Genomic DNA, 19,255 nt, shown 5'->3' with positions numbered 1-19,255 from the left:
TGTTGAACGTCTGGAGCACTTCAACCTAGCTGTGTGCTCCTGCCGGTAAGAGGCGGTTTTATTGATAGATAAAAACCGGTCAATTCAAAAAACCATATAAGTCATTGAACCGTCCGGGTTAAGTTGCTTCAAGAAAACTTTGGTTAAGGAGCAAGCTCCGTAAGCAAAGGGTCCCTGATAATAAATGGGCACCGCAGTGCGGTGCCCATTGTTGCTCTAAAGTGGATCTTAGAACTTGTACTGGGCGCCCAGATAGTACTGGGTGCCAGTGTGGTGGTAAACGCTAACACGATCAGAGCTATCCACTACTTGGTGGTTAAACTCATCGGTCAGGTTAATGCCCTCTAAGGTCAGCTTCAGGCTTTCTGTCACATTGTAGTTCAGTGACATGTCAACATTGGCGGTGCTGGCTGTGTATTCCAAGTCGTTACCGTTGCGGCCCGGATAGCGGGTCAGGTAATCGTCACGGAAGGTGTAGGAGATACGAGCACCAAAGGTGTCATTTTCAAAGTACAGAGTACCGTTGTATGACTTGGGCGACATGCCGGTCAGCTGATTCATATCGGGTTCTTCACCGTCAGCAGCATAGTTCACTTCAGAATCTACTTTGGTGTAGTTCAGGATGATACCGATGTTTTCAGTGAAAGGCTGTTGGTACTGGATTTCAAAGCCGTCCAGGTCGCCGCCGCCGCCATTTACGCGACGGTTAACGTCGAAGCTTTCGCTCGGGTCGGCCGGAGTACCGTTAAGCAGGTCATCAGGCAAGCCCAAGTCAGACCATGCTACGCCTTCGTCGGTACGGCTGGTAATGAACGACTCGATATCTTTTTGGAAGTAGGCCACAGACAGCAGCGCATCGTCCATAAAGTACCATTCCCACGATAAGTCGATGGCATCGGCGCGGAAAGGATCGAGGAAGGGGTTGCCGTAGCTCACAGTGTTGTTAAAGCCATCGACGCTACCGCCCGGAGTTACATCGCTTAGTGATGGACGAGTCATAACTTTGGCCCATGAGGCACGCACGAACATGTTGTCGGTCACTTCCAGCACAGTGTTGATAGCTGGCAGAGTATCGTCGTAGGTACGATCAACGGTTACAAGTACTGGCTCGTCGCCGGCATCTTGGAAGCCAGAAGATGATTGATCGGTTTCTACGTAGCGCACGCCCGCGTTACCACGGAAGCCCATGCCGGCGAGTTCAGTGTTCCAGTCCAGCTGTACAAAGTAGCCAGTGTCATCTTCGCTCACGCTGCGGTTGTCTTGCAGGCGGTCGTTGGAAACCGGCAGGCTGTCCAGGCCTACGGCGTCTGAGGCTGCGCCTACATCTGGGCTGATCCAGCTCAGAGTTGTTCCCGATGGCGCACCGAGACCGTCGCCCATGCTGGTAATATAATAAAGACCATCAATAGCGATTGGACCACCTACGCTATCAATACCGCTGAGGCTAGTGTCGTAGCGCTTTTCGCCTACATCAAACTCGTAGCTCTTATAGCTCACACCACCTTTTAGGGTCAGAGCGTTGTTAATATCCCACTCTGCATCGAACTTAAAGTTATCGAAGTTGTTGTCGGTGTAGTTGGGACGCTGGCGAATGTTGGTGTAAACAAAGTTATCTGGGTTTTGAACATCGAAGTTGCCGAAGGAAACTTCGGGTAGTTCATTGTTGCTAGTGAAGTCCCAGGTATATTGAGCGGGCGTCGCACCTTCAATACCCGCAGACGCCTTATCATCGAAGATAACGGTGGTCTGAATGGGGTTCTCAAAACTTGATTCCGAGGTGCCTACCAGAGCGCTAACGCGGAAGCTATCGGTAAAGTCGTGAGTCAGTTCGGCTGTAAATTGTGAAAAGTCGGTTTCCAGTTCGTCATGACGGTTTTCGATACGGATGTTGGCATTATCCAGTGAACCCGCCACCATGGTGCCATTGCTATCGACTTCATAGCTCAGCAGATTAGTGCTATCGGCTTCAGAGCGAATCAGCGCTTCAAGGAATTCTTCATCGCGGCTGGCATCGAAGGTTGACTGCAAATAGTCAACGACAATTTCGGTGCGGTCGGTCGGACGCCATTGCAGAGTACCGGTGAAACCGATGCGCTCTTGCTCGTGAGTCAGCTTGCCATAGCGTGGAATACGGGGGTGGAAATAATCGCTGACTTCACTTGGGTCGCCGTCGGCGCAATTGCCGCAAGAAATCCAGTCGCCTGACTGTTGCCAGCGTACGGTACTGAAGCCTTCCTCCAAAGCGTTGCGGTCGCTGTAGGAAACAGACGCAAGCCAGCCAAAGGTCTCTGAATCGTTCTTACCGCTGATAACGGCAGAAAGCTTGGGGTCAGATTCTTCAGACAGGTCGTTATAACCCAGTTGGGCATTAACGGCCGCATTGAAGTTATCGTCGGCGTCTAATGGGCGGGCGGTTTTCAGTTGAATGGTGGCACCCAGAGAACCTTCATCTACGTCGGCAGACGAGGTTTTGAGTACGGCCAGCTCGGTGAATAGCTCGGATGCGAAGGTGTTAAAGTCGAATGAGCGTGAGCGGTTCGCGCCGCCCGAGGAGTCGGTACCACCGGTGGTGGACATGGCTTCCATTCCGTTGATCTGAACCCGGGTAAACTGAGGGCCCAGACCACGCACGCTTACTTGACGACCTTCACCCGCGTCGCGAGTAATGGCCACACCGGGAATCCGCTGGAGAGACTCGGCAAGGTTTTGATCTGGAAAGTCAGCGATATCTTCGGCGTAGATGGCATCTACAGAGCCGGCTGCATCACGCTTGGTATTCAAAGAGCTCGCAATACTGCCGCGAAAACCGGTAACTACAACTTCTTCGAGCAATTGTGCATCATCTGCACTGTTGTCCTGGGCATAGGACGTTGTTGCTGCAGTTGCCAGGGCAATCGCGGCAACCAGTGGTTTTACATTAGGATTATTCATTATTTTATCCCCATTCCGATGGTTGGTTGTGAGCGTAACTGCTTTTGCAATGATCCTGTTTTTTTAATTGCATTGACCAATTGCGTTAATCTAGCAAATTGATAGTGGCACAAATTGGTAAACCACGCAATAGCTTCTGCATTACCAATTTTAGGGTTTTAACCATTTTTTTTAGGGGGAAATTGCTTGAAACGCTAACTTGGCAGGAATTGTTTTTATTTTTGAAAAAGCTTTTCTATAAAAATTGGCCTGACCCTCTGAATGAGGGGCAGGCTGAGTACTTGGCGCAAAAATTGGCATGACCGCATTTGGTCTGGTTGACTATCAGGCCTTAAAGGGTTTGCCGTTGATTGTGACTTGTTTGGTGACCAGGCCCTCTACGTTCTCGATAACGCCGGGCTCATCGGCTTGCTTGAACTCGCAGTTATAAAACCTCAGGTCAGTAATGGGGGCGCGATCAAATCCGCGTACCTTAAATACCTGGTGGGCCTGGTCGCAGGTTAGGTTGCGCACCTCGACGTGGCGGACCGTGGGGTCAAAGTTGCCTGCGTCACCTTCTTCGTAGTGGAAGTTGATCACTATGGCGTCTTTCACGGTGCCGATGGTGCAGTCGCGCATATAAAGATGTTCGAGCAAGCCGCCGCGTACCGAGTTGGTTTTAATGCGAAAGCCGCGCTCCAGGTCGGGGCTGCTCATGGTGTTATTTTCGGCGAAGACATAGCGCACGCCGCCGGAAATTTCGCTGCCGATAACCACGCCGCCGTGCCCCGCACGCATTTGGCAGTTGCGGATAACCACGTTCTCGGTAGGGGTGTTTACCCGGCGTCCATCGTTGTTGCGCCCTGATTTAATGGCGATACAGTCATCGCCGGTGTCGAAGTAGCAGCTATCAATAACGACGTTTTTGCAGCATTCGGGATCGCAGCCGTCGGAGTTGGGGCCCAGGCTTTCCAAGGTGACCTTTTGAACTGTGACGTTTTCGCACAACACCGGGTTGAGGAGCCAGAAGGGGGCGTTGATGATTTTAATCCCTTCAATCAATACATTTTCGCAGCGGTAGGGCTGTACGAAAGGGGGGCGAAAGTAATAACCGTCCGCATAGTGGCGCTGCTCGGGGGGCACGCCCGCTTCGGCCTCGGCAAACAGTTTGTCGCGACCTTCTTTTTGGCTAGGGTAGCCTTCCACTCCCCATTCTTTATTGCCTTTCCAGGGCCACCAGGTGGTGGGGTTGGCGCGCCCATCCAGGGTGCCCTCGCCGGTCAGGGCGACATTCTTTTCCTCAAAGGCGTAGATAAGCGGCGAGTAGCCCATAAACTCCACCCCTTCCCAGCGGGTGAATACCGCGGGTAAAAAGCGCTCGGGGTCGGTGTAAAAGGCGATGACGGCGTCTTTTTCCAGGTGTAGGTTGATGTTGGACTTGAGGTGAATCGGGCCGGTCAAAAAGGTGCCTGCGGGCACCACGACTCGGCCGCCGCCAGCGGCGTTACAGGCCGTGATGGCGTCGGCAAAGGCTTGGGAGCAGTCGGTTTGGTCGTCGCCTATGGCGCCAAAGTCGGTGATGTTGAAGTCTTGGTCGCGAAAGCTGGGTACCGTGGTGTTGGCGACAATGCTATCCGCTAGGTGCCAGGGGGCGCTGGCGGCTGCGGTGCTGTCAGCCTTTTTGTTGTTGCCTGTAGCACAGCCGGCCAGAGGGAGGGCGGCCAGTCCTTTAAGGGTGTTGCGTCGGGTAATTTGTGGCATTTGCGAGCCTCATCAGTTCGTTTGTTATGTAAGAGTGAGGCTAGATTAACGCAAAAACCCGCGGTTTGGTATTACCAAATCGCGGGTTTTTGTCAGGCAGGCGCGCTATTTTAGGTGTTGATCAGGTTAAATCGCTTGCGATCGTGCATGATGGCGCGGCGGGCTTCTTCGACGGCTTCGGCTTCGGTGGCGTCCAGCAGTTGTTGAATAACGCGGGTTAAGTGTTCGCGCATGGCGGCGCGGGCCGCTTTGGGGTCGCGAGCTTCCAGTGCCTTAAGGATGGCGTGGTGTTCGTCAATTCGGGGCTTGGAGCCCGCCTGGCGAACCTTTTCCAAAATGCGCGCGGACACAGGCGAGCTATTGCGCAGCGCCCAGAGGTGGCTGCAAACCGATACGATGGCGTCGTTTTTAGTGGCGCGGGCGATCAGCATATGGAAATGCTCATCGGCTTTTTCGCAGATGGGTTCGCCTTCGTTTTCGGTAACCATGTCGTCCAGGGCCTGGCGAACTTCGGCCATTTCTTCGTCGGTAATCTTCTGCGCGGCCAGGCTGGCGGCCTCGCCCTCGACCATAATCCGGGCCTCGAGAATGTCAAAGGGGCCGACATCCAGGGTGGTTTGGGTTAGTTTTTCGCTTTCGCCATTACAAATATAGACGCCTGAGCCGCCACGAACCTCGACAAAGCCTGCCAGTTCCAGGGCGATAATCGCCTCGCGGATGGTGGGGCGGCTGACCTCAAAGCGTTCCGCCAGCTTACGCTCGGCGGGCAGGCGCGAGCCCGGAGGGTATTCCCCTTCGGCGATGACTTTGGCGAGTTGTTCGGCGACCCGCTGATAGAGTCGTCCGCCAGACGACAATTTTCCAGCGTCGAGTGATACGTTCATTTGCTGTGCCACGTTTAATAGAAGTACGACCGATTGATTCTAACAAGAGTGGCTTTTTTGCTCAAGCCAATATTGGGGTTTTTCAGTCATACCAAATTAGTATTGCGGTCTGACCAATTAGCTGGTAACTTGTCGGGCATAAGTTGAGAAAGGTGGCTTTGGGCTGTCTGAGTGATTTTGAAATATTTAGGGGTGGTCGTGACTAGACTGATTCATTTGCATCAACAGGACAATGTTGCCATTGCTGTTGAAGATATTGCGGCCGGAGAGCAGCTCAGTATCGCCGGGCAAGAAATTAAGGTGACTGAGCCCGTTGGCCAAATGCATAAGCTTGCCGTGCGCGATATCGCGCAGGGCGATGCCATCTATAAGTATGGCCAGTTTATAGGTTATGCCGCCGCGGATATTGGTGCGGGGCAGCACGTGCATACCCACAACTGCATTATGGGTGATTTTGCCAAAGACTATGGGTTTTGCCGTCATGCCAAGCCTACCGATTTTATTCCCGAAGATCAGCGCGCCACCTTTCAGGGCTACCGCCGCGACAGCGGTAAAGTGGGCACTCGCAACTATATTGGTATTTTGACCACGGTTAATTGTTCGGCCACGGTGGCCAAGCAGATTGCGGCTAACTTTAGTTTTATTGGTGCGCTGGATGATTACCCTAATATCGATGGGGTGATTGCCTTAACCCACGAGTCCGGTTGCGGTATGCGCGCCGAAGGCGAAGGTTACGAGATGTTGCAGCGCACTTTCGAGGGTTATGCCGCGCATCCCAATTTTGGTGGCGTGCTCTTGGTGGGGCTGGGCTGTGAAACCATGCAGGTGGATGGTGTTTTGGCTATGGCGGGGTTGGAGGAATCCGACCGCTTTAAGGCGTATAACATTCAGGATGTGGGTGGTACTCGCGCGGCTGTGGAGCAGGGTGTGGCCGAGGTGCGCAAAATGCTGGCGCAGGTAAACGATATTCAGCGCGAAACTTGCCCCGCCTCAGAGCTGACCCTGGCGGTGCAGTGCGGTGGCTCCGATGCCTTGTCGGGCGTGACGGCTAACCCCGCGTTAGGTGTGGCAGGCGATATTTTAATTCGCAACGGTGGTACGGTGATTTATTCCGAAACCCCGGAAATCTTTGGCGCTGAGCACTTGCTGACTCAGCGCTCGATTTCGCCCGAGGTGGCCGAGCAGCTGCTGGAGCGGATTCGCTGGTGGGAAGAGTACACCCGGGTCAACGGGTTTGAGCTCAATAACAATCCCTCGCCCGGGAACAAGGCAGGCGGCTTGACTACTATCTTAGAAAAATCCCTGGGAGCTCAGGCAAAAAGCGGTTCTACGACCATGACGGCGGTGTATCAGTACGCCGAACCTGTGACCGAAAAGGGTTTGGTGTTTATGGATAGCCCCGGTTTTGACCCGGTATCGGTGACCGGTCAGGTGGCCTCGGGCGCCAATTTGGTGGCCTTTACCACCGGACGTGGTTCGGCGTTTGGTTACAAGCCGGTGCCCAGCATCAAGCTGTGCAGTAATTCGACGATTTATAAGCATATGAAGGAAGACATCGATATCAACTGCGGATCGGTGGTTGATGGCGAGGAGACTCTGGAGTCTCTGGGCGAAGAGATTTTTGCCACCTTGCTGCGCATCGCTTCGGGCGAGCAGACCAAGAGCGAAGAGCTGGGTTACGGCGAGGCGGAGTTCAACCCCTGGAAAATAGGTGCCGTCGTTTAGCATCTGCATTTTGCGGCTTGTTGCTTCTTATATATAGGTAATCAAGCCGATATCCTTCCGGCTGCCCGCAGCGGTGGCCTGTACGGGCTGGCAAACGCCTTGATTCTCCGCTGTGGGGCGCGGGTGCGCCCTATCGCTCGCTTCAATACTTTGGTTCTGCGCTTGCGCAATCTGCGGCTGGCGCCTACATTCAAAACGATAACAATAAGCGAGGTAAGTCTATGAAGATAGCCGTGCCAAGGGAGCGTCGCGCCCATGAAAAGCGGGTGGCGGCCACTCCGGATACTGTTAAAAAGTATATCGCCATGGGGTTTGAGGTGGTGATAGAGGCCGGGGCGGGGCGGCAGGCGCAGTTGCCTGACGAGCTTTACGCGGCCGCGGGTGCGGTAATCGAGCCCGACTTGGAAAAGCTCTACGCCGGTGCCGGTGTGGTTCTTAAGGTGCAGGCGCCGCTGCGCGACGATGAGGGCGAGCTTGACGAGCTGGCTCTAGTGCCTCGCGACGCGCTTTTGCTCGCCCTTCTTTCTCCTTTTAATGCTCCCGAATCTGTCCCTGCCTACGCCCATGCGGGTGTTACGGCGATAGCGCTGGAGTTTGTGCCCCGCATTACCCGGGCGCAAAGCATGGATGTGCTCAGCTCGCAAAGTAATTTGGCCGGCTATAAAGCGGTGTTGGATGCCGCTTACGAATACGATCGTGCCATGCCTATGATGATGACCGCCGCCGGCACCGTGGCCCCTGCCAAGGTTATGGTGTTGGGGGCAGGGGTCGCCGGTTTGCAGGCGATTGCCACTGCCAAGCGTCTGGGGGCGATAGTCTCGGCAACCGATGTACGCCCGGCGGCCAAAGAGCAGGTGGAGAGCCTGGGTGGGCGCTTCGTGATGGTCGAGTCTGACGAAACCCGCGAGGCGGAAACTGCCGGCGGATATGCCAAGGAAATGAGCGAAGACTTTAAGCGCCGCCAGGCCGAGCTGGTAGCCGAGACCATTAAAACCCAGGATATCGTGATTTGTACCGCGCTTATTCCCGGGCGCAAGGCGCCAATTCTGGTTAACGATGACATGGTGGCCAGTATGCGTCCCGGTTCGGTCATAGTGGATTTGGCGGTAGAGCAGGGCGGCAACTGCACCGCTGCAGTTGCCGGAGAAGTGGCCGAAGTGGGCGGGGTAAAAATAATCGGCCATTTTAATGTGCCCAGTCGGTTGGCGACCGATGCCAGCTCGCTCTATGCCAAAAATTTACTCAATTATCTGACGCCGCTGGTCGAGCAGGGCGATGCCCCTAAGCTAAAGCTTGATTTTGATGATGAAATCGTCGCCGCCTCGGCTTTGACTTATGAGGGCGCGGTTGTTCATGACGCCTTTACCCATAATAACTAGGAGGTCGCTATGCACGGCGATTTTGTTTCTCAGTTGTCTATTTTTGTGTTGGCAATATTTGTCGGCTACTACGTGGTGTGGAGTGTGACGCCCGCGTTGCATACCCCGCTTATGGCCGTCACCAATGCGATTTCTAGCGTTATTGTGGTGGGGGCTCTGATCGCGGCGGGCCCTGTTGATATGACTCAGGCGAAAGTGTTCGGCTGTATTGCGGTGGCGCTGGCATCGGTGAATATCTTTGGCGGGTTTGCCGTCACCCAGCGCATGCTGGCCATGTATAAAAAGAAGAAGTAGCGGAGGCGCACTATGGATATGCAAAATATGACGGCGCTCGCCTATCTGGTGGCTGCGGTACTGTTCGTTCTCGCCTTGCGGGGTTTGTCCTCGCCGGAAACCTCACGGGCGGGGAATATGATGGGCATGCTGGGTATGGCTATCGCGGTGGGGACCACTATTCTCAGCCCTGAAATCACCTCTTACGGCTGGATTATCGGTTCGGTGGTTGTGGGTGGCGCTGTGGGGCTGCTGATCGCCTCGCGTATTGCCATGACGGCCATGCCTCAGTTGGTGGCAGCCTTTCATTCGCTGGTGGGGTTGGCGGCGGTGCTGGTGGCTGGGGCGGCCTACGCTAATCCGGCCTCGTTTGATTTGCTGGATGCGGCGGGCCGTATTTTTGTTGCCAGCCGGGTTGAGATGAGCCTGGGTGCGATGATCGGCGCCATTACCTTCTCGGGTTCGGTAATCGCCTTTGCCAAGTTGCAGGGGCTGGTGTCGGGTAAGCCCGTGGTCTTTGCGGGGCAGCACTGGTTAAATGCTCTGCTGGGGGTGGCGGCGCTGGGGCTGGTGGCCTATTTTTGCGTCGATCAGTCGCCCTGGGTGTTTTGGTCGTTGGTGGCGCTGGCTTTTGTGTTGGGTTTTTTGTTGATCATACCCATTGGTGGCGCCGATATGCCGGTGGTGGTCAGTATGCTTAACTCCTACTCGGGTTGGGCTGCGGCCGGTATTGGTTTTACTCTACATAATTCGGCGCTGATTATCACCGGGGCGCTGGTGGGGTCATCGGGCGCCATCCTCTCGTACATTATGTGTAAGGGCATGAATCGCTCTTTCTTTAATGTCATTCTCGGGGGCTTTGGGGGCGATTCGTCAGCCGCAGGCGCTGGTGGCGCAGAAGAGGACCGGCCGGTTAAGCAGGGCAGTGCCGAAGATGCCGCCTTTATCATGAAAAATGCGGGTTCGGTGATTATTGTGCCTGGCTATGGTATGGCGGTGGCCCAGGCGCAGCACGCCCTGCGCGAGATGGGTGACGAGCTTAAAAAGGCGGGGGTAAAGGTCAGCTACGCGATTCATCCGGTGGCGGGCCGTATGCCGGGGCATATGAATGTCCTGCTGGCGGAGGCCAATGTGTCTTACGACGAGGTGTTCGAGCTTGAGGATATTAACAGCGAGTTTCAGCAGGCCGACGTTGCATTTGTGATTGGTGCCAATGATGTGACCAACCCCGCCGCCAAGAGTGATCCGACTAGCCCTATCTACGGGATGCCCATCCTCGAGGTGGAAAAAGCCAAAACGGTTCTCTTCGTCAAGCGCGGTATGGCGTCGGGCTATGCCGGAGTGCAGAACGAGCTGTTCTTTCGCGACAATACGATGATGCTGTTTGGCGACGCTAAGAAAATGGTCGAGTCGGTGCTGCGTTCGCTGGATTGATTTTACCTTTACCGGGGTGCCCAGGTGGACTTAGGTGCCCGGTTTTCCTTCTTCTATATATTAACTCTGATTTATTTTCGCACAGTACTTGTATTGGGCGGCAAAGCCGCTACAATGCGCGCCCCGCCCGGCGCTTATCGGGTGGCGACTGACCTTCTCTGGGTGTTGTTTTTCCGCTGGTTAAAAAATTTACAGTTTTTCCCGGTTTTTGGTTGACAGCGACCGGGTCGGTCATTAATATTGCGCCTCCATTTTGCACGGGCCCCGGTGGTCTTGCCGAAATGGGTTGTTCTTTAAAGTTATTATTGGAGTTTGGTTCACATGCAGAATCAACGCATTCGGATTCGCCTGAAGGCTTTTGATCACAAGCTTATCGATTCTTCTACCCAGGAGATCGTTGAGACCGCTAAACGCACAGGCGCCCAAGTGCGCGGCCCTATTCCGTTGCCGACCCGTAAGGAGCGCTTCACTGTATTGATCTCTCCGCACGTTAACAAAGATGCGCGCGATCAGTACGAGATTCGTACACACAAGCGTTTGCTCGATATCGTTGAGCCTACTGAAAAAACCGTAGATGCCCTGATGAAGCTTGATTTGGCTGCAGGCGTTGAGGTTCAGATTAGTCTCGGCTAAAAACTTGTAAATGTCTGGCCGAATAAAACAATTTATTCGGCTTTGTGTAACGCTCTGAAATGGGCGGCCATAGCGGGTAAAAGCCCCGTACACTAAGAGGTTAGTAAAATGACGATTGGTATTGTCGGCCGCAAAAGCGGTATGACTCGTATATTTACCGATGATGGTGTTTCCATTCCCGTGTCTGTGATTGAGGTTTCTCCCAATCGCATCACTCAGGTTAAGAATGTAGAAACCGACGGTTACAGTGCTGTGCAGGTTACCGTAGGGTCTCGTCGTGCCTCCCGTGTTAGCAAATCTGCTGCAGGTCACTTCGCTAAGTCTAACAACGAAGCTGGACGTGGTTTGTGGGAGTTGCGTAACAATTCTGAAGAAAATTTCGAAGCTGGTTCCGAGCTGACTGTCTCTGCATTTGAGGCCGGTCAAGTTGTGGATGTCACCGGCACCTCCAAGGGTAAAGGTTTTGCAGGTACAGTTAAGCGCTGGAACTTCCACATGCAAGACGCTACCCACGGTAACTCACTTTCTCACCGTGCTCCGGGTTCTATTGGCCAGTGCCAAACTCCGGGCCGCGTCTTTAAGGGCAAAAAAATGTCGGGCCATATGGGTGCTGAGCGTGTAACCGTTCAGAATCTTGAGGTGGTTCGCGTTGACGCCGAACGCAATCTGCTGTTGGTCAAAGGTGCCATTCCGGGAGCTCCCGGAAGTGACGTTATTGTGCGTCCAGCAGTTAAAGCGCGCAGCTAATTGTCCTAGGGGAATCGACCATGGAATTAAATATAGTTACTCCCGGCGGCTCCAACGGTACTTTGAAAGTGTCTGAGGTTGCCTTCGGCAAAGAATTTAATCAGGACCTGGTTCACCAGGCGGTTACCGCTTATATGGCGGGCGCACGTCAGGGTACCAAGGCCCAGAAAACTCGCTCTGAAGTAGCCGGTGGCGGTAAGAAGCCCTGGCGTCAAAAAGGCACTGGTCGCGCTCGTGCCGGTACTATCCGCAGCCCAATCTGGCGCTCAGGTGGTACTACTTTCGCGGCTAAGCCTCGTAGCTTCGAGCAAAAGCTGAACAAGAAAATGTACCGCGCAGCACTGCGTTGCATTCTGTCCGAGCTGAACCGCCAGGAGCGTCTGGTAGTGGTTGAAGAGTTTGATTTAGAAGCTCCCAAAACCAAGGCTCTGGTGCAAAAGCTGGCTCAGTACGGCATGTCTGAAGCGCTGATTGTGACTCAAGAAGTGAGCGAAGGTTTGTACCTGGCTTCACGCAACCTGCACAAGGTTGATGTTCTTGATGTTGCCGGTATCGATCCGGTTAGCCTGATCCGCTTCGACAAAGTTGTAGTGACTGTAGCTGCGATGAAGAAATTCGAGGAGATCCTGGGATGAGCCAAGAACGCATCTATAAAGTCTTGTTAGGCCCGGTGGTTTCCGAGAAGGCAGCTGCCGCAGGTGAAGCTGGTAACCAAGTGGTATTTAAAGTTGCCGCTGATGCTACCAAACTTGAAGTTAAAGCCGCTGTTCAGGCGCTGTTCGACACTAAGGTTGAGCAAGTTCGCATTCTGAACGTTAAAGGCAAAACCAAGCGTACACGCTACGGTCTCGGCAAGCGCAGTGACTGGAAAAAAGCTTACGTGCGCCTTGAGCAAGGTCAAGACATCGACTTTGCGGTAGCTGAGTAAGGGGATTGTTGCAATGGCTATTGTAAAACGTAAACCAACCTCGCCCGGTCGCCGCTTTGTAGTAAGCGTCGTCAATCCGGACTTGCACAAAGGTGCGCCTTACGCGCCCTTGTTGGAAAAGCAGTCTCGCTCTGGCGGTCGTAACAACGCTGGTCGAATCACTACTCGTCACATCGGTGGTGGTCACAAGCAGCATTATCGTCTGATCGACTTCCGTCGCAATAAAGACGGTATTCCGGCGACTATTGAGCGTGTTGAATACGATCCGAACCGCACGGCTTATATCGCACTGGTGTGCTACGCCGACGGTGAGCGTCGTTACATTATCGCCCCTAAAGGCCTGAAGGCTGGCGATAAAATCGAATCTGGTGACGCTGCGTCTATTAAGCCCGGTAATGCTCTGCCTTTGCGCAACATTCCTGTGGGTAGCGTGGTTCACTGTGTTGAGCTTAAGCCTGGCAAAGGTGCGCAAATCGCACGTTCGGCCGGTACTTCAGCTCAGCTGGTAGCTCGCGATGGTGTTTACGCCACTCTGCGCTTGCGCAGCGGTGAGACCCGTCGAGTGCTGTCGGAGTGTCGCGCCACTTTGGGCGAAGTCTCCAACAGCGAGCACAGCCTGCGTTCTCTGGGTAAAGCAGGTGCCAAGCGCTGGCGCGGTGTACGCCCAACTGTTCGCGGTGTTGCGATGAACCCGGTTGATCACCCGCACGGTGGTGGTGAAGGTCGTACCTCTGGTGGCCGTCATCCGATCTCGCCTTGGGGTACTCCAACCAAGGGTTATAAGACGCGCAAGAACAAGCGTACCGATAAGATGATAGTTCGTCGTCGCGACAAGCGATAATTGACGACCTGATAACCTAAAGAGGAAGCAACAGTGCCACGTTCACTGAAGAAAGGTCCTTTTATCGATCTTCACCTGATTAAGAAGGTCGAAGCAGCGATCGAAAAAAATGATCGTCGCCCGATCAAAACCTGGTCTCGCCGCTCCATGATTCTTCCGGAGATGGTTGGCTTGACTCTGGCGGTACACAACGGGCGTCAACACGTGCCGGTCCTGATCAACGAAGAGATGGTTGGGCACAAATTGGGCGAGTTTGCAGCGAGCCGCACTTACCGCGGTCACATTGCAGACAAAAAAGCTAAAAAGCGCTAAGCGCTAGTGCCTACGAGGTAATACGATGGAAGTAGCAGCAAAATTACGCGGTGCTCGTCTGTCGGCGCAGAAAGCGCGTTTGGTCGCTGACCAGATTCGCGGTAAAGGCGTTGAAGAAGCTCTTGATATTCTGACTTTTAGTCCGAAGAAGGGCGCCGTGATAGTAAAGAAAGTGCTCGAGTCTGCGATTGCGAATGCCGAGCATAACGAAGGTGCTGATATTGACGAGCTGAAAGTGTCCACGATTTTTGTGGATGAAGGCATGGTTATGAAACGTATCATGCCGCGCGCAAAAGGTCGTGCAGACCGTATTTTGAAGCGCACTTGTCATATCACCGTAAAAGTAGCCGATCAGTAAGAGAGTAGGCGTTATGGGTCAGAAAGTACATCCGACAGGTATTCGTCTGGGTATTGTCAAAAGCCATACCTCTACTTGGTATGCGGGCAACGAAGAGTACGCAGACAAACTGAACAACGATCTGGAAGTGCGTAAGTTCATCCAGGACAAACTGGCAAATGCCTCTGTTAGCCGCGTTGATATCGAGCGCCCCGCTAACACGGCTCGCATCACCATTCACACTGCCCGTCCAGGTATCGTGATTGGTAAAAAAGGCGAAGACGTAGATCGTCTGCGCGCTGAAGTGAGCCAGAAAATGGGCGTGCCTGTTCACATTAACATTGAAGAAATTCGCAAGCCTGATCTGGATGCGGCTCTGGTAGCCCAGGGCGTTGCCTCTCAGCTTGAGCGTCGCGTTATGTTCCGTCGTGCTATGAAGCGCGCTGTGCAAAACGCCATGCGTCAAGGTGCCGAGGGTATCAAGATTCAGGTAGGTGGCCGTCTTGGAGGTGCTGAGATTGCACGCTCTGAATGGTACCGCGAAGGTCGAGTTCCGCTGCACACTCTGCGTGCGAACATCGACTACAACACCGCCGAGGCGTCGACAACCTACGGGATTATTGGCGTTAAAGTTTGGATTTTCAAAGGCGAGATTATCGGTGATGTTGACACCACCGAGACCGCGTCTAAGAAAAAAGGCTCAAAGTCTAAGTAAGGGGTACGCAAGATGCTGCAACCGAAGCGTACGAAGTTTCGCAAGCAACAGAAAGGCCGCAACCGCGGTTTGGCCCATCGCGGCTCCAAAGTTAGCTTTGGCGACTTTGGATTGAAAGCGACTGGTCGCGGTCGTATTACAGCACGTCAGATCGAAGCGGCCCGTCGTGCTATGACTCGTCACATTAAGCGTGGCGGTAAAATTTGGATCCGAGTATTCCCGGATAAGCCTATTACCGAAAAGCCTCTGGAAGTTCGTCAGGGTAAAGGTAAGGGTAACGTCGAATACTGGGTGGCACAAATTTGCCCAGGCAAAGTCCTGTATGAAATGGACGGTGTAAGCGAAGAGCTGGCTCGTGAAGCTTTTGCGCTGGCTGCGGCAAAGTTGCCAATTACTACAACATTCGTTAAACGTTCGGTGATGTGATGAAAGCTTCAGAACTCCGGGAAAAGTCCGTTGAAGAGCTGAACAACGAGTTGCTTGCCCAGCTGAAAGAGCAGTTTAAGCTGCGTATGCAAGCGTCGACTGGCCAGTTGAGCCAGACTCACTTGTTGTCGCAAACTCGTAAAGATATTGCTCGCATCAAAACGGCGCTTAGACAAAAGGCAGGTAATTAACGATGGCTCAGACAGAACAACTGGCTCGTACACTGACTGGTAAAGTCGTCAGCGACAAGATGGATAAAACCATCACAGTATTGATCGAGCGTCGCGTTAAGCACCCGATTTACGGCAAGTACGTTAGTAAGTCATCCAAGCTGAAAGCGCATGACGAAAACAACGAGTCCAAGATGGGCGATACCGTGACCATTGCTGAGTCACGTCCGCTGTCTAAAAGTAAGTCATGGGCTTTGGTGAAAATTGAAGAGCGCGCAACCGAAATCTAAGGATTTCTTGCGGCATAAATTAGTTTCGGAGACGGACGATGATTCAAACAGAATCCTACTTAGATGTAGCGGACAACAGCGGCGCACGCCGTGTCCAGTGCATCAAGGTGCTTGGCGGCTCCCACCGTCGTTACGCAGCCGTGGGTGACATCATCAAAGTTACCGTAAAGGAAGCCATTCCACGCGGTAAGGTGAAAAAAGGCCAGGTAATGAAGGCGGTAGTGGTGCGCACCAAGCGCGGTGTGCGTCGTCAGGACGGTTCGTTGATCAAGTTCGACGACAACGCTGCTGTACTGCTGAACAACCAGGATGCTCCGGTTGGTACACGTATTTTCGGACCCGTGACTCGTGAGTTGCGCGGCGAGAAATTCATGAAAATCATTTCTCTGGCGCCGGAAGTGCTTTAAGCACTTTGACAGAGTTAGAGAGACGAGGGCAGACAAATGCGTAAGATTAAACGTGATGACGAAGTGATTGTTATCGCCGGTCGCGACAAAGGCAAGCGTGGAAAAGTAGTTCGCGTTCTTGCTAATGACAAAGTGATCGTATCTGGTATCAATCTCGTCAAGAAGCACCAGAAGCCAAACCCGCAAATGGGTGTTGCTGGTGGTATTGTTGAGAAAGAAGCCGCTATTCATGTTTCCAATGTTGCCATTTACAACGCGGCAACTGGAAAAGCTGATCGTGTTGGCTTCAAGGTTGAAGGCGATAAGAAAGTTCGCGTCTTCAAATCCAATGGCGAAGCCGTAGGGGCGTAAGTAACATGGCTAGGCTTAAAGAAGTATACAGCAAAGAAATCGCTCCCAAACTGAAAGAAGAGTTGGGTTTGGCGAACGTTATGGAAGTGCCGCGCATCACTAAAATCACCATCAACATGGGTGTTGGTGAAGCAGTGGGCGATAAGAAAGTGCTTGAAAACGCTGTGGGCGATCTGGAAAAGATTGCTGGTCAAAAGGTAGTCGTAACCAAGGCTCGTAAGTCTATCGCAGGTTTTAAAATCCGTGATGGCTGGCCGATCGGCTGTAAAGTGACCCTGCGTCAAGACCGCATGTACGAGTTTTTGGATCGTCTGATTTCGATCTCTATCCCTCGTGTGCGCGACTTTCGCGGTATCAGCCCGAAGCAATTTGACGGCCGTGGCAACTTCTCTATGGGTGTGACTGAGCAAATCATCTTCCCCGAAATTGACTACGACAAAGTAGACAAGCTTCGCGGTCTGGATATTTGTATCACCACGTCGGCACGCACTGACGAAGAAGGACGCGCTTTGTTGAAAGCGTTTAACTTCCCGTTCAAAGGCTAAGGGTAGAGACATGGCTAAAAAATCTATGATCGCACGCGAAGCAAAACGTGCACGTCTGGTTCAGAAATACGCTGCCAAGCGCGCTGAGCTCAAGGCGATTGTTTCCAGCCCTGCTTCATCTGAAGAGCAAGTGTGGGAAGCGCAAACCAAGTTGCAGAAACTGCCTCGTGACGCAAGCCCTGCACGCCAGCGCAACCGCTGCCGTGTAACCGGCCGTCCACACGGTGTTTATCGTAAGTTTGGTCTTTGCCGTCACAAGCTGCGTGAAGCGGCTATGCGCGGTGACGTCCCGGGTCTGGTTAAGTCGAGCTGGTAAGCTCAGGCCCATTTATAGGAGCAGATTCAGATGAGTATGCAAGATCCGTTGGCAGATATGCTGACCCGCATTCGTAATGCGCTGCAAGTTGGTAAGGCGGAAGTAACCATGCCTTCTTCTAAGCTTAAGGCAAGTGTTGCCAAGGTGCTGGTAGAAGAAGGTTATGTTAAGGACTTCTCTGTAAGCGAAGGCCCCAAGGCCGAGCTGACCATCGAGCTGAAATATTTTGAAGGCAAGCCGGTAATCGCGGAACTCGACCGCGTTAGTCGTCCCGGTTTGCGTAACTACGCTGGTAAAACCGAGCTGCCGAGTGTTCGCAACGGCCTGGGTGTTGCCATCGTTTCGACCAGTAAAGGTGTTATGACTGATCGTGCTGCACGCGCCCAGGGCGTAGGTGGCGAAGTCCTCTGCACAGTATTCTAACGGGAAGAATCATGTCACGAGTTGCAAACAGTCCGGTTGAAGTGCCTGCTGCTGTTAATGTCACCCTTAACGGGCAAGAACTTAGCTTAAAAGGCAGCAAAGGTACGTTGGCAGTGACCGTTCACGAGGCAGTAGAAGTTAAGCAGGAGGACAATGTCCTTCGCTTTTCTGCCCGCGACGGTGGTGCCAAGCAGGAATCTATCGCTTTGGCGGGCACTATGCGTGCCTTGGTAGGTAACATGATGGTCGGCGTAACTGAAGGCTTTGAGAAAAAGCTGCAGTTGGTTGGCGTTGGTTACCGTGCTAAAGCTACAGGTAGCACTGTAAACCTGTCTTTGGGTTTCTCTAACCCTGTGGATTACACCGTACCAGAAGGTGTCACAGTGGAAACTCCGAGCCAGACCGATGTCGTACTTAAGAGCGCTGATAAGCAGTTGCTCGGTCAGGTGGCCGCGGAGATCCGCGCGCTTCGTCCGCCAGAGCCCTATAAAGGTAAAGGTGTACGCTTCGCTGACGAACAAGTACGTCGTAAAGAAGCTAAGAAGAAGTAGGGGCTAGGTTATGAGCGAAAAGAAGCAATCTCGTCTTCGCCGTGCGCGCCGTGCCCGTGCCAAGATCCGTCAGTTGGGCGTAACTCGCCTGGCCGTTCACCGCACGCCACGTCACATTTACGCACAAATTATTGCCCAGGATGGAGGCAGCGTTTTAGCGAGCGCTTCTACTCTGGACAAATCACTGCGCAGTGGAGCCACTGGCAACACCGATGCAGCGAAAGCCGTGGGCGAGTTGATCGCCGAGCGTGCTAAAGCCGCTGGTATCACCCAGGTTGCCTTTGACCGCAGTGGGTTCAAATATCACGGTCGCGTAAAGGCATTGGCTGATGCCGCGCGTGAAGCTGGACTGGAATTCTAAGGGTAAAGACATGGCTTTTACTAAAAAAGACGATAGCAACAACGAAGGCTTCCAGGAAAAGCTGGTACAAGTTAACCGTGTTGCTAAAACTGTTAAAGGTGGTCGTATCTTTGCCTTCACCGCACTTACTGTCGTTGGCGACGGTAACGGAAAGGTAGGTTTCGGCCGCGGTAAAGCGCGCGAAGTACCTGTTGCGATTCAAAAAGCAATGGAGGCGGCGCGCCGCAATATGATTTCTGTAGACCTGAATGGTGATACACTGCAGTACGCCACCAAAGGTCGCCACGGTGCCTCTAAGGTATACATGCAGCCGGCTTCTCCCGGTACTGGTGTAATTGCCGGTGGTGCTATGCGCGCTGTACTGGAAATCGCCGGTGTACAGAACGTTCTTGCTAAGTGCTACGGTTCTACCAATCCGGTAAACGTGGTTCGCGCTACTTACAACGCGCTGCGCGACATGGCTGCTCCTGAAGCAGTTGCCGCCAAGCGTGGTAAGAGCGTAGAAGATATTCTGAACTAATCGGTTTAAACCGATT

Annotated in this window: 26 protein-coding genes; 23 read left to right on the top strand and 3 right to left on the bottom strand. The window is 53.3% G+C overall.

Annotation, left to right across the window (positions count from 1 at the left end; translation table 11 throughout):
• Positions 1-228: 228 nt before the first annotated feature.
• The 3 genes from M6D89_RS16195 to M6D89_RS16185 all read right to left on the bottom strand — a co-directional run bounded on the left by M6D89_RS16195 (position 229) and on the right by M6D89_RS16185 (position 5,555).
• Complete coding sequence (locus M6D89_RS16195; RefSeq protein ID WP_253969139.1) at positions 229-2,931, bottom strand: TonB-dependent receptor; 2,703 nt, start codon at positions 2,929-2,931, stop codon at positions 229-231.
• Positions 2,932-3,255: 324 nt separating this feature from the next.
• The gene (locus M6D89_RS16190) at positions 3,256-4,671 is read right to left on the bottom strand and encodes a glycoside hydrolase family 28 protein (RefSeq protein WP_253969138.1); all 1,416 of its coding nucleotides are present in this window, start codon (positions 4,669-4,671) and stop codon (positions 3,256-3,258) included.
• Positions 4,672-4,781: 110 nt separating this feature from the next.
• A complete protein-coding gene (locus M6D89_RS16185) occupies positions 4,782-5,555 on the bottom strand; it encodes a FadR/GntR family transcriptional regulator (protein ID WP_253969137.1) in 774 nt (257 codons plus the stop codon).
• 198 nt (positions 5,556-5,753) lie between these two features.
• On the opposite strand from M6D89_RS16185, the gene M6D89_RS16180 reads away from it, so the two are divergent.
• From M6D89_RS16180 to rpsE, 23 genes are all read left to right on the top strand, one after another.
• Positions 5,754-7,280 carry a UxaA family hydrolase gene (locus M6D89_RS16180; RefSeq protein ID WP_253969136.1) on the top strand — a complete coding sequence of 509 codons (1,527 nt, stop codon included), beginning with the start codon at positions 5,754-5,756 and terminating at the stop codon, positions 7,278-7,280.
• Between the two features lie 221 nt (positions 7,281-7,501).
• Complete coding sequence (locus M6D89_RS16175) at positions 7,502-8,659, top strand: Re/Si-specific NAD(P)(+) transhydrogenase subunit alpha (RefSeq protein WP_253969135.1); 1,158 nt, start codon at positions 7,502-7,504, stop codon at positions 8,657-8,659.
• Between the two features lie 9 nt (positions 8,660-8,668).
• On the top strand, positions 8,669-8,953 hold the full coding sequence (locus M6D89_RS16170; protein WP_253969134.1) for an NAD(P) transhydrogenase subunit alpha part 2: 285 nt from the start codon (positions 8,669-8,671) through the stop codon (positions 8,951-8,953).
• A gap of 12 nt (positions 8,954-8,965) precedes the next feature.
• The gene (locus M6D89_RS16165) at positions 8,966-10,366 is read left to right on the top strand and encodes an NAD(P)(+) transhydrogenase (Re/Si-specific) subunit beta (RefSeq protein WP_253969133.1); all 1,401 of its coding nucleotides are present in this window, start codon (positions 8,966-8,968) and stop codon (positions 10,364-10,366) included.
• Between the two features lie 321 nt (positions 10,367-10,687).
• Positions 10,688-10,999, top strand: coding sequence for a 30S ribosomal protein S10 (rpsJ, locus tag M6D89_RS16160; RefSeq protein WP_020210111.1), 312 nt, complete (start codon positions 10,688-10,690; stop codon positions 10,997-10,999).
• A 108-nt stretch (positions 11,000-11,107) separates the two neighbouring features.
• Complete coding sequence (gene rplC, locus M6D89_RS16155) at positions 11,108-11,746, top strand: 50S ribosomal protein L3 (protein ID WP_253969132.1); 639 nt, start codon at positions 11,108-11,110, stop codon at positions 11,744-11,746.
• Between the two features lie 20 nt (positions 11,747-11,766).
• The gene (gene rplD / locus M6D89_RS16150; RefSeq protein WP_253969131.1) at positions 11,767-12,381 is read left to right on the top strand and encodes a 50S ribosomal protein L4; all 615 of its coding nucleotides are present in this window, start codon (positions 11,767-11,769) and stop codon (positions 12,379-12,381) included.
• Entirely contained in the window at positions 12,378-12,674 is a 297-nt protein-coding gene (rplW, locus tag M6D89_RS16145; protein WP_253969130.1) for a 50S ribosomal protein L23, read from the top strand. The genes rplD and rplW overlap by 4 nt, the downstream gene beginning before the upstream one ends.
• 13 nt (positions 12,675-12,687) lie before the next feature.
• Positions 12,688-13,515, top strand: a complete 828-nt coding sequence (rplB, locus tag M6D89_RS16140) for a 50S ribosomal protein L2 (protein ID WP_253969129.1) — start codon at positions 12,688-12,690, stop codon at positions 13,513-13,515.
• 33 nt (positions 13,516-13,548) lie between these two features.
• Positions 13,549-13,827 carry a 30S ribosomal protein S19 gene (gene rpsS / locus M6D89_RS16135; RefSeq protein WP_253969128.1) on the top strand — a complete coding sequence of 93 codons (279 nt, stop codon included), beginning with the start codon at positions 13,549-13,551 and terminating at the stop codon, positions 13,825-13,827.
• A gap of 25 nt (positions 13,828-13,852) precedes the next feature.
• Positions 13,853-14,185 (top strand): 50S ribosomal protein L22, encoded by a 333-nt coding sequence (gene rplV / locus M6D89_RS16130; RefSeq protein ID WP_253969127.1) that lies wholly within the window; start codon positions 13,853-13,855, stop codon positions 14,183-14,185.
• Between the two features lie 13 nt (positions 14,186-14,198).
• Positions 14,199-14,879 (top strand): 30S ribosomal protein S3, encoded by a 681-nt coding sequence (gene rpsC / locus M6D89_RS16125; RefSeq protein ID WP_253969126.1) that lies wholly within the window; start codon positions 14,199-14,201, stop codon positions 14,877-14,879.
• 12 nt (positions 14,880-14,891) lie between these two features.
• A complete protein-coding gene (rplP, locus tag M6D89_RS16120) occupies positions 14,892-15,305 on the top strand; it encodes a 50S ribosomal protein L16 (RefSeq protein ID WP_020210103.1) in 414 nt (137 codons plus the stop codon).
• On the top strand, positions 15,305-15,496 hold the full coding sequence (gene rpmC, locus M6D89_RS16115) for a 50S ribosomal protein L29 (RefSeq protein ID WP_020210102.1): 192 nt from the start codon (positions 15,305-15,307) through the stop codon (positions 15,494-15,496). Before rplP ends, rpmC begins: the two co-directional genes overlap by 1 nt.
• 2 nt (positions 15,497-15,498) lie before the next feature.
• The gene (rpsQ, locus tag M6D89_RS16110) at positions 15,499-15,765 is read left to right on the top strand and encodes a 30S ribosomal protein S17 (protein ID WP_253969125.1); all 267 of its coding nucleotides are present in this window, start codon (positions 15,499-15,501) and stop codon (positions 15,763-15,765) included.
• Between the two features lie 38 nt (positions 15,766-15,803).
• On the top strand, positions 15,804-16,172 hold the full coding sequence (gene rplN / locus M6D89_RS16105; RefSeq protein WP_020210100.1) for a 50S ribosomal protein L14: 369 nt from the start codon (positions 15,804-15,806) through the stop codon (positions 16,170-16,172).
• 36 nt (positions 16,173-16,208) lie between these two features.
• Entirely contained in the window at positions 16,209-16,523 is a 315-nt protein-coding gene (gene rplX / locus M6D89_RS16100; protein ID WP_253969124.1) for a 50S ribosomal protein L24, read from the top strand.
• Between the two features lie 5 nt (positions 16,524-16,528).
• Complete coding sequence (gene rplE / locus M6D89_RS16095; RefSeq protein WP_253969123.1) at positions 16,529-17,068, top strand: 50S ribosomal protein L5; 540 nt, start codon at positions 16,529-16,531, stop codon at positions 17,066-17,068.
• A 10-nt stretch (positions 17,069-17,078) separates the two neighbouring features.
• On the top strand, positions 17,079-17,384 hold the full coding sequence (gene rpsN, locus M6D89_RS16090; RefSeq protein WP_253969122.1) for a 30S ribosomal protein S14: 306 nt from the start codon (positions 17,079-17,081) through the stop codon (positions 17,382-17,384).
• A 30-nt stretch (positions 17,385-17,414) separates the two neighbouring features.
• Positions 17,415-17,807, top strand: a complete 393-nt coding sequence (rpsH, locus tag M6D89_RS16085) for a 30S ribosomal protein S8 (RefSeq protein ID WP_253969121.1) — start codon at positions 17,415-17,417, stop codon at positions 17,805-17,807.
• 11 nt (positions 17,808-17,818) lie between these two features.
• A complete protein-coding gene (gene rplF, locus M6D89_RS16080) occupies positions 17,819-18,358 on the top strand; it encodes a 50S ribosomal protein L6 (RefSeq protein ID WP_253969120.1) in 540 nt (179 codons plus the stop codon).
• A gap of 10 nt (positions 18,359-18,368) precedes the next feature.
• Entirely contained in the window at positions 18,369-18,719 is a 351-nt protein-coding gene (rplR, locus tag M6D89_RS16075; protein ID WP_253969119.1) for a 50S ribosomal protein L18, read from the top strand.
• A 10-nt stretch (positions 18,720-18,729) separates the two neighbouring features.
• Positions 18,730-19,239: a 30S ribosomal protein S5 gene (rpsE, locus tag M6D89_RS16070; protein ID WP_253969118.1), complete on the top strand. Its 510-nt coding sequence runs from the start codon at positions 18,730-18,732 to the stop codon at positions 19,237-19,239.
• Positions 19,240-19,255: the final 16 nt, after the last annotated feature.

The organism is Gilvimarinus xylanilyticus (genome assembly GCF_024195295.1).
Taxonomy (GTDB): Bacteria; Pseudomonadota; Gammaproteobacteria; order Pseudomonadales; family Cellvibrionaceae; genus Gilvimarinus; species Gilvimarinus xylanilyticus.
Note: the sequence above shows the minus strand (reverse complement) of the source record. Positions and strands in the feature narration are given on the sequence as shown.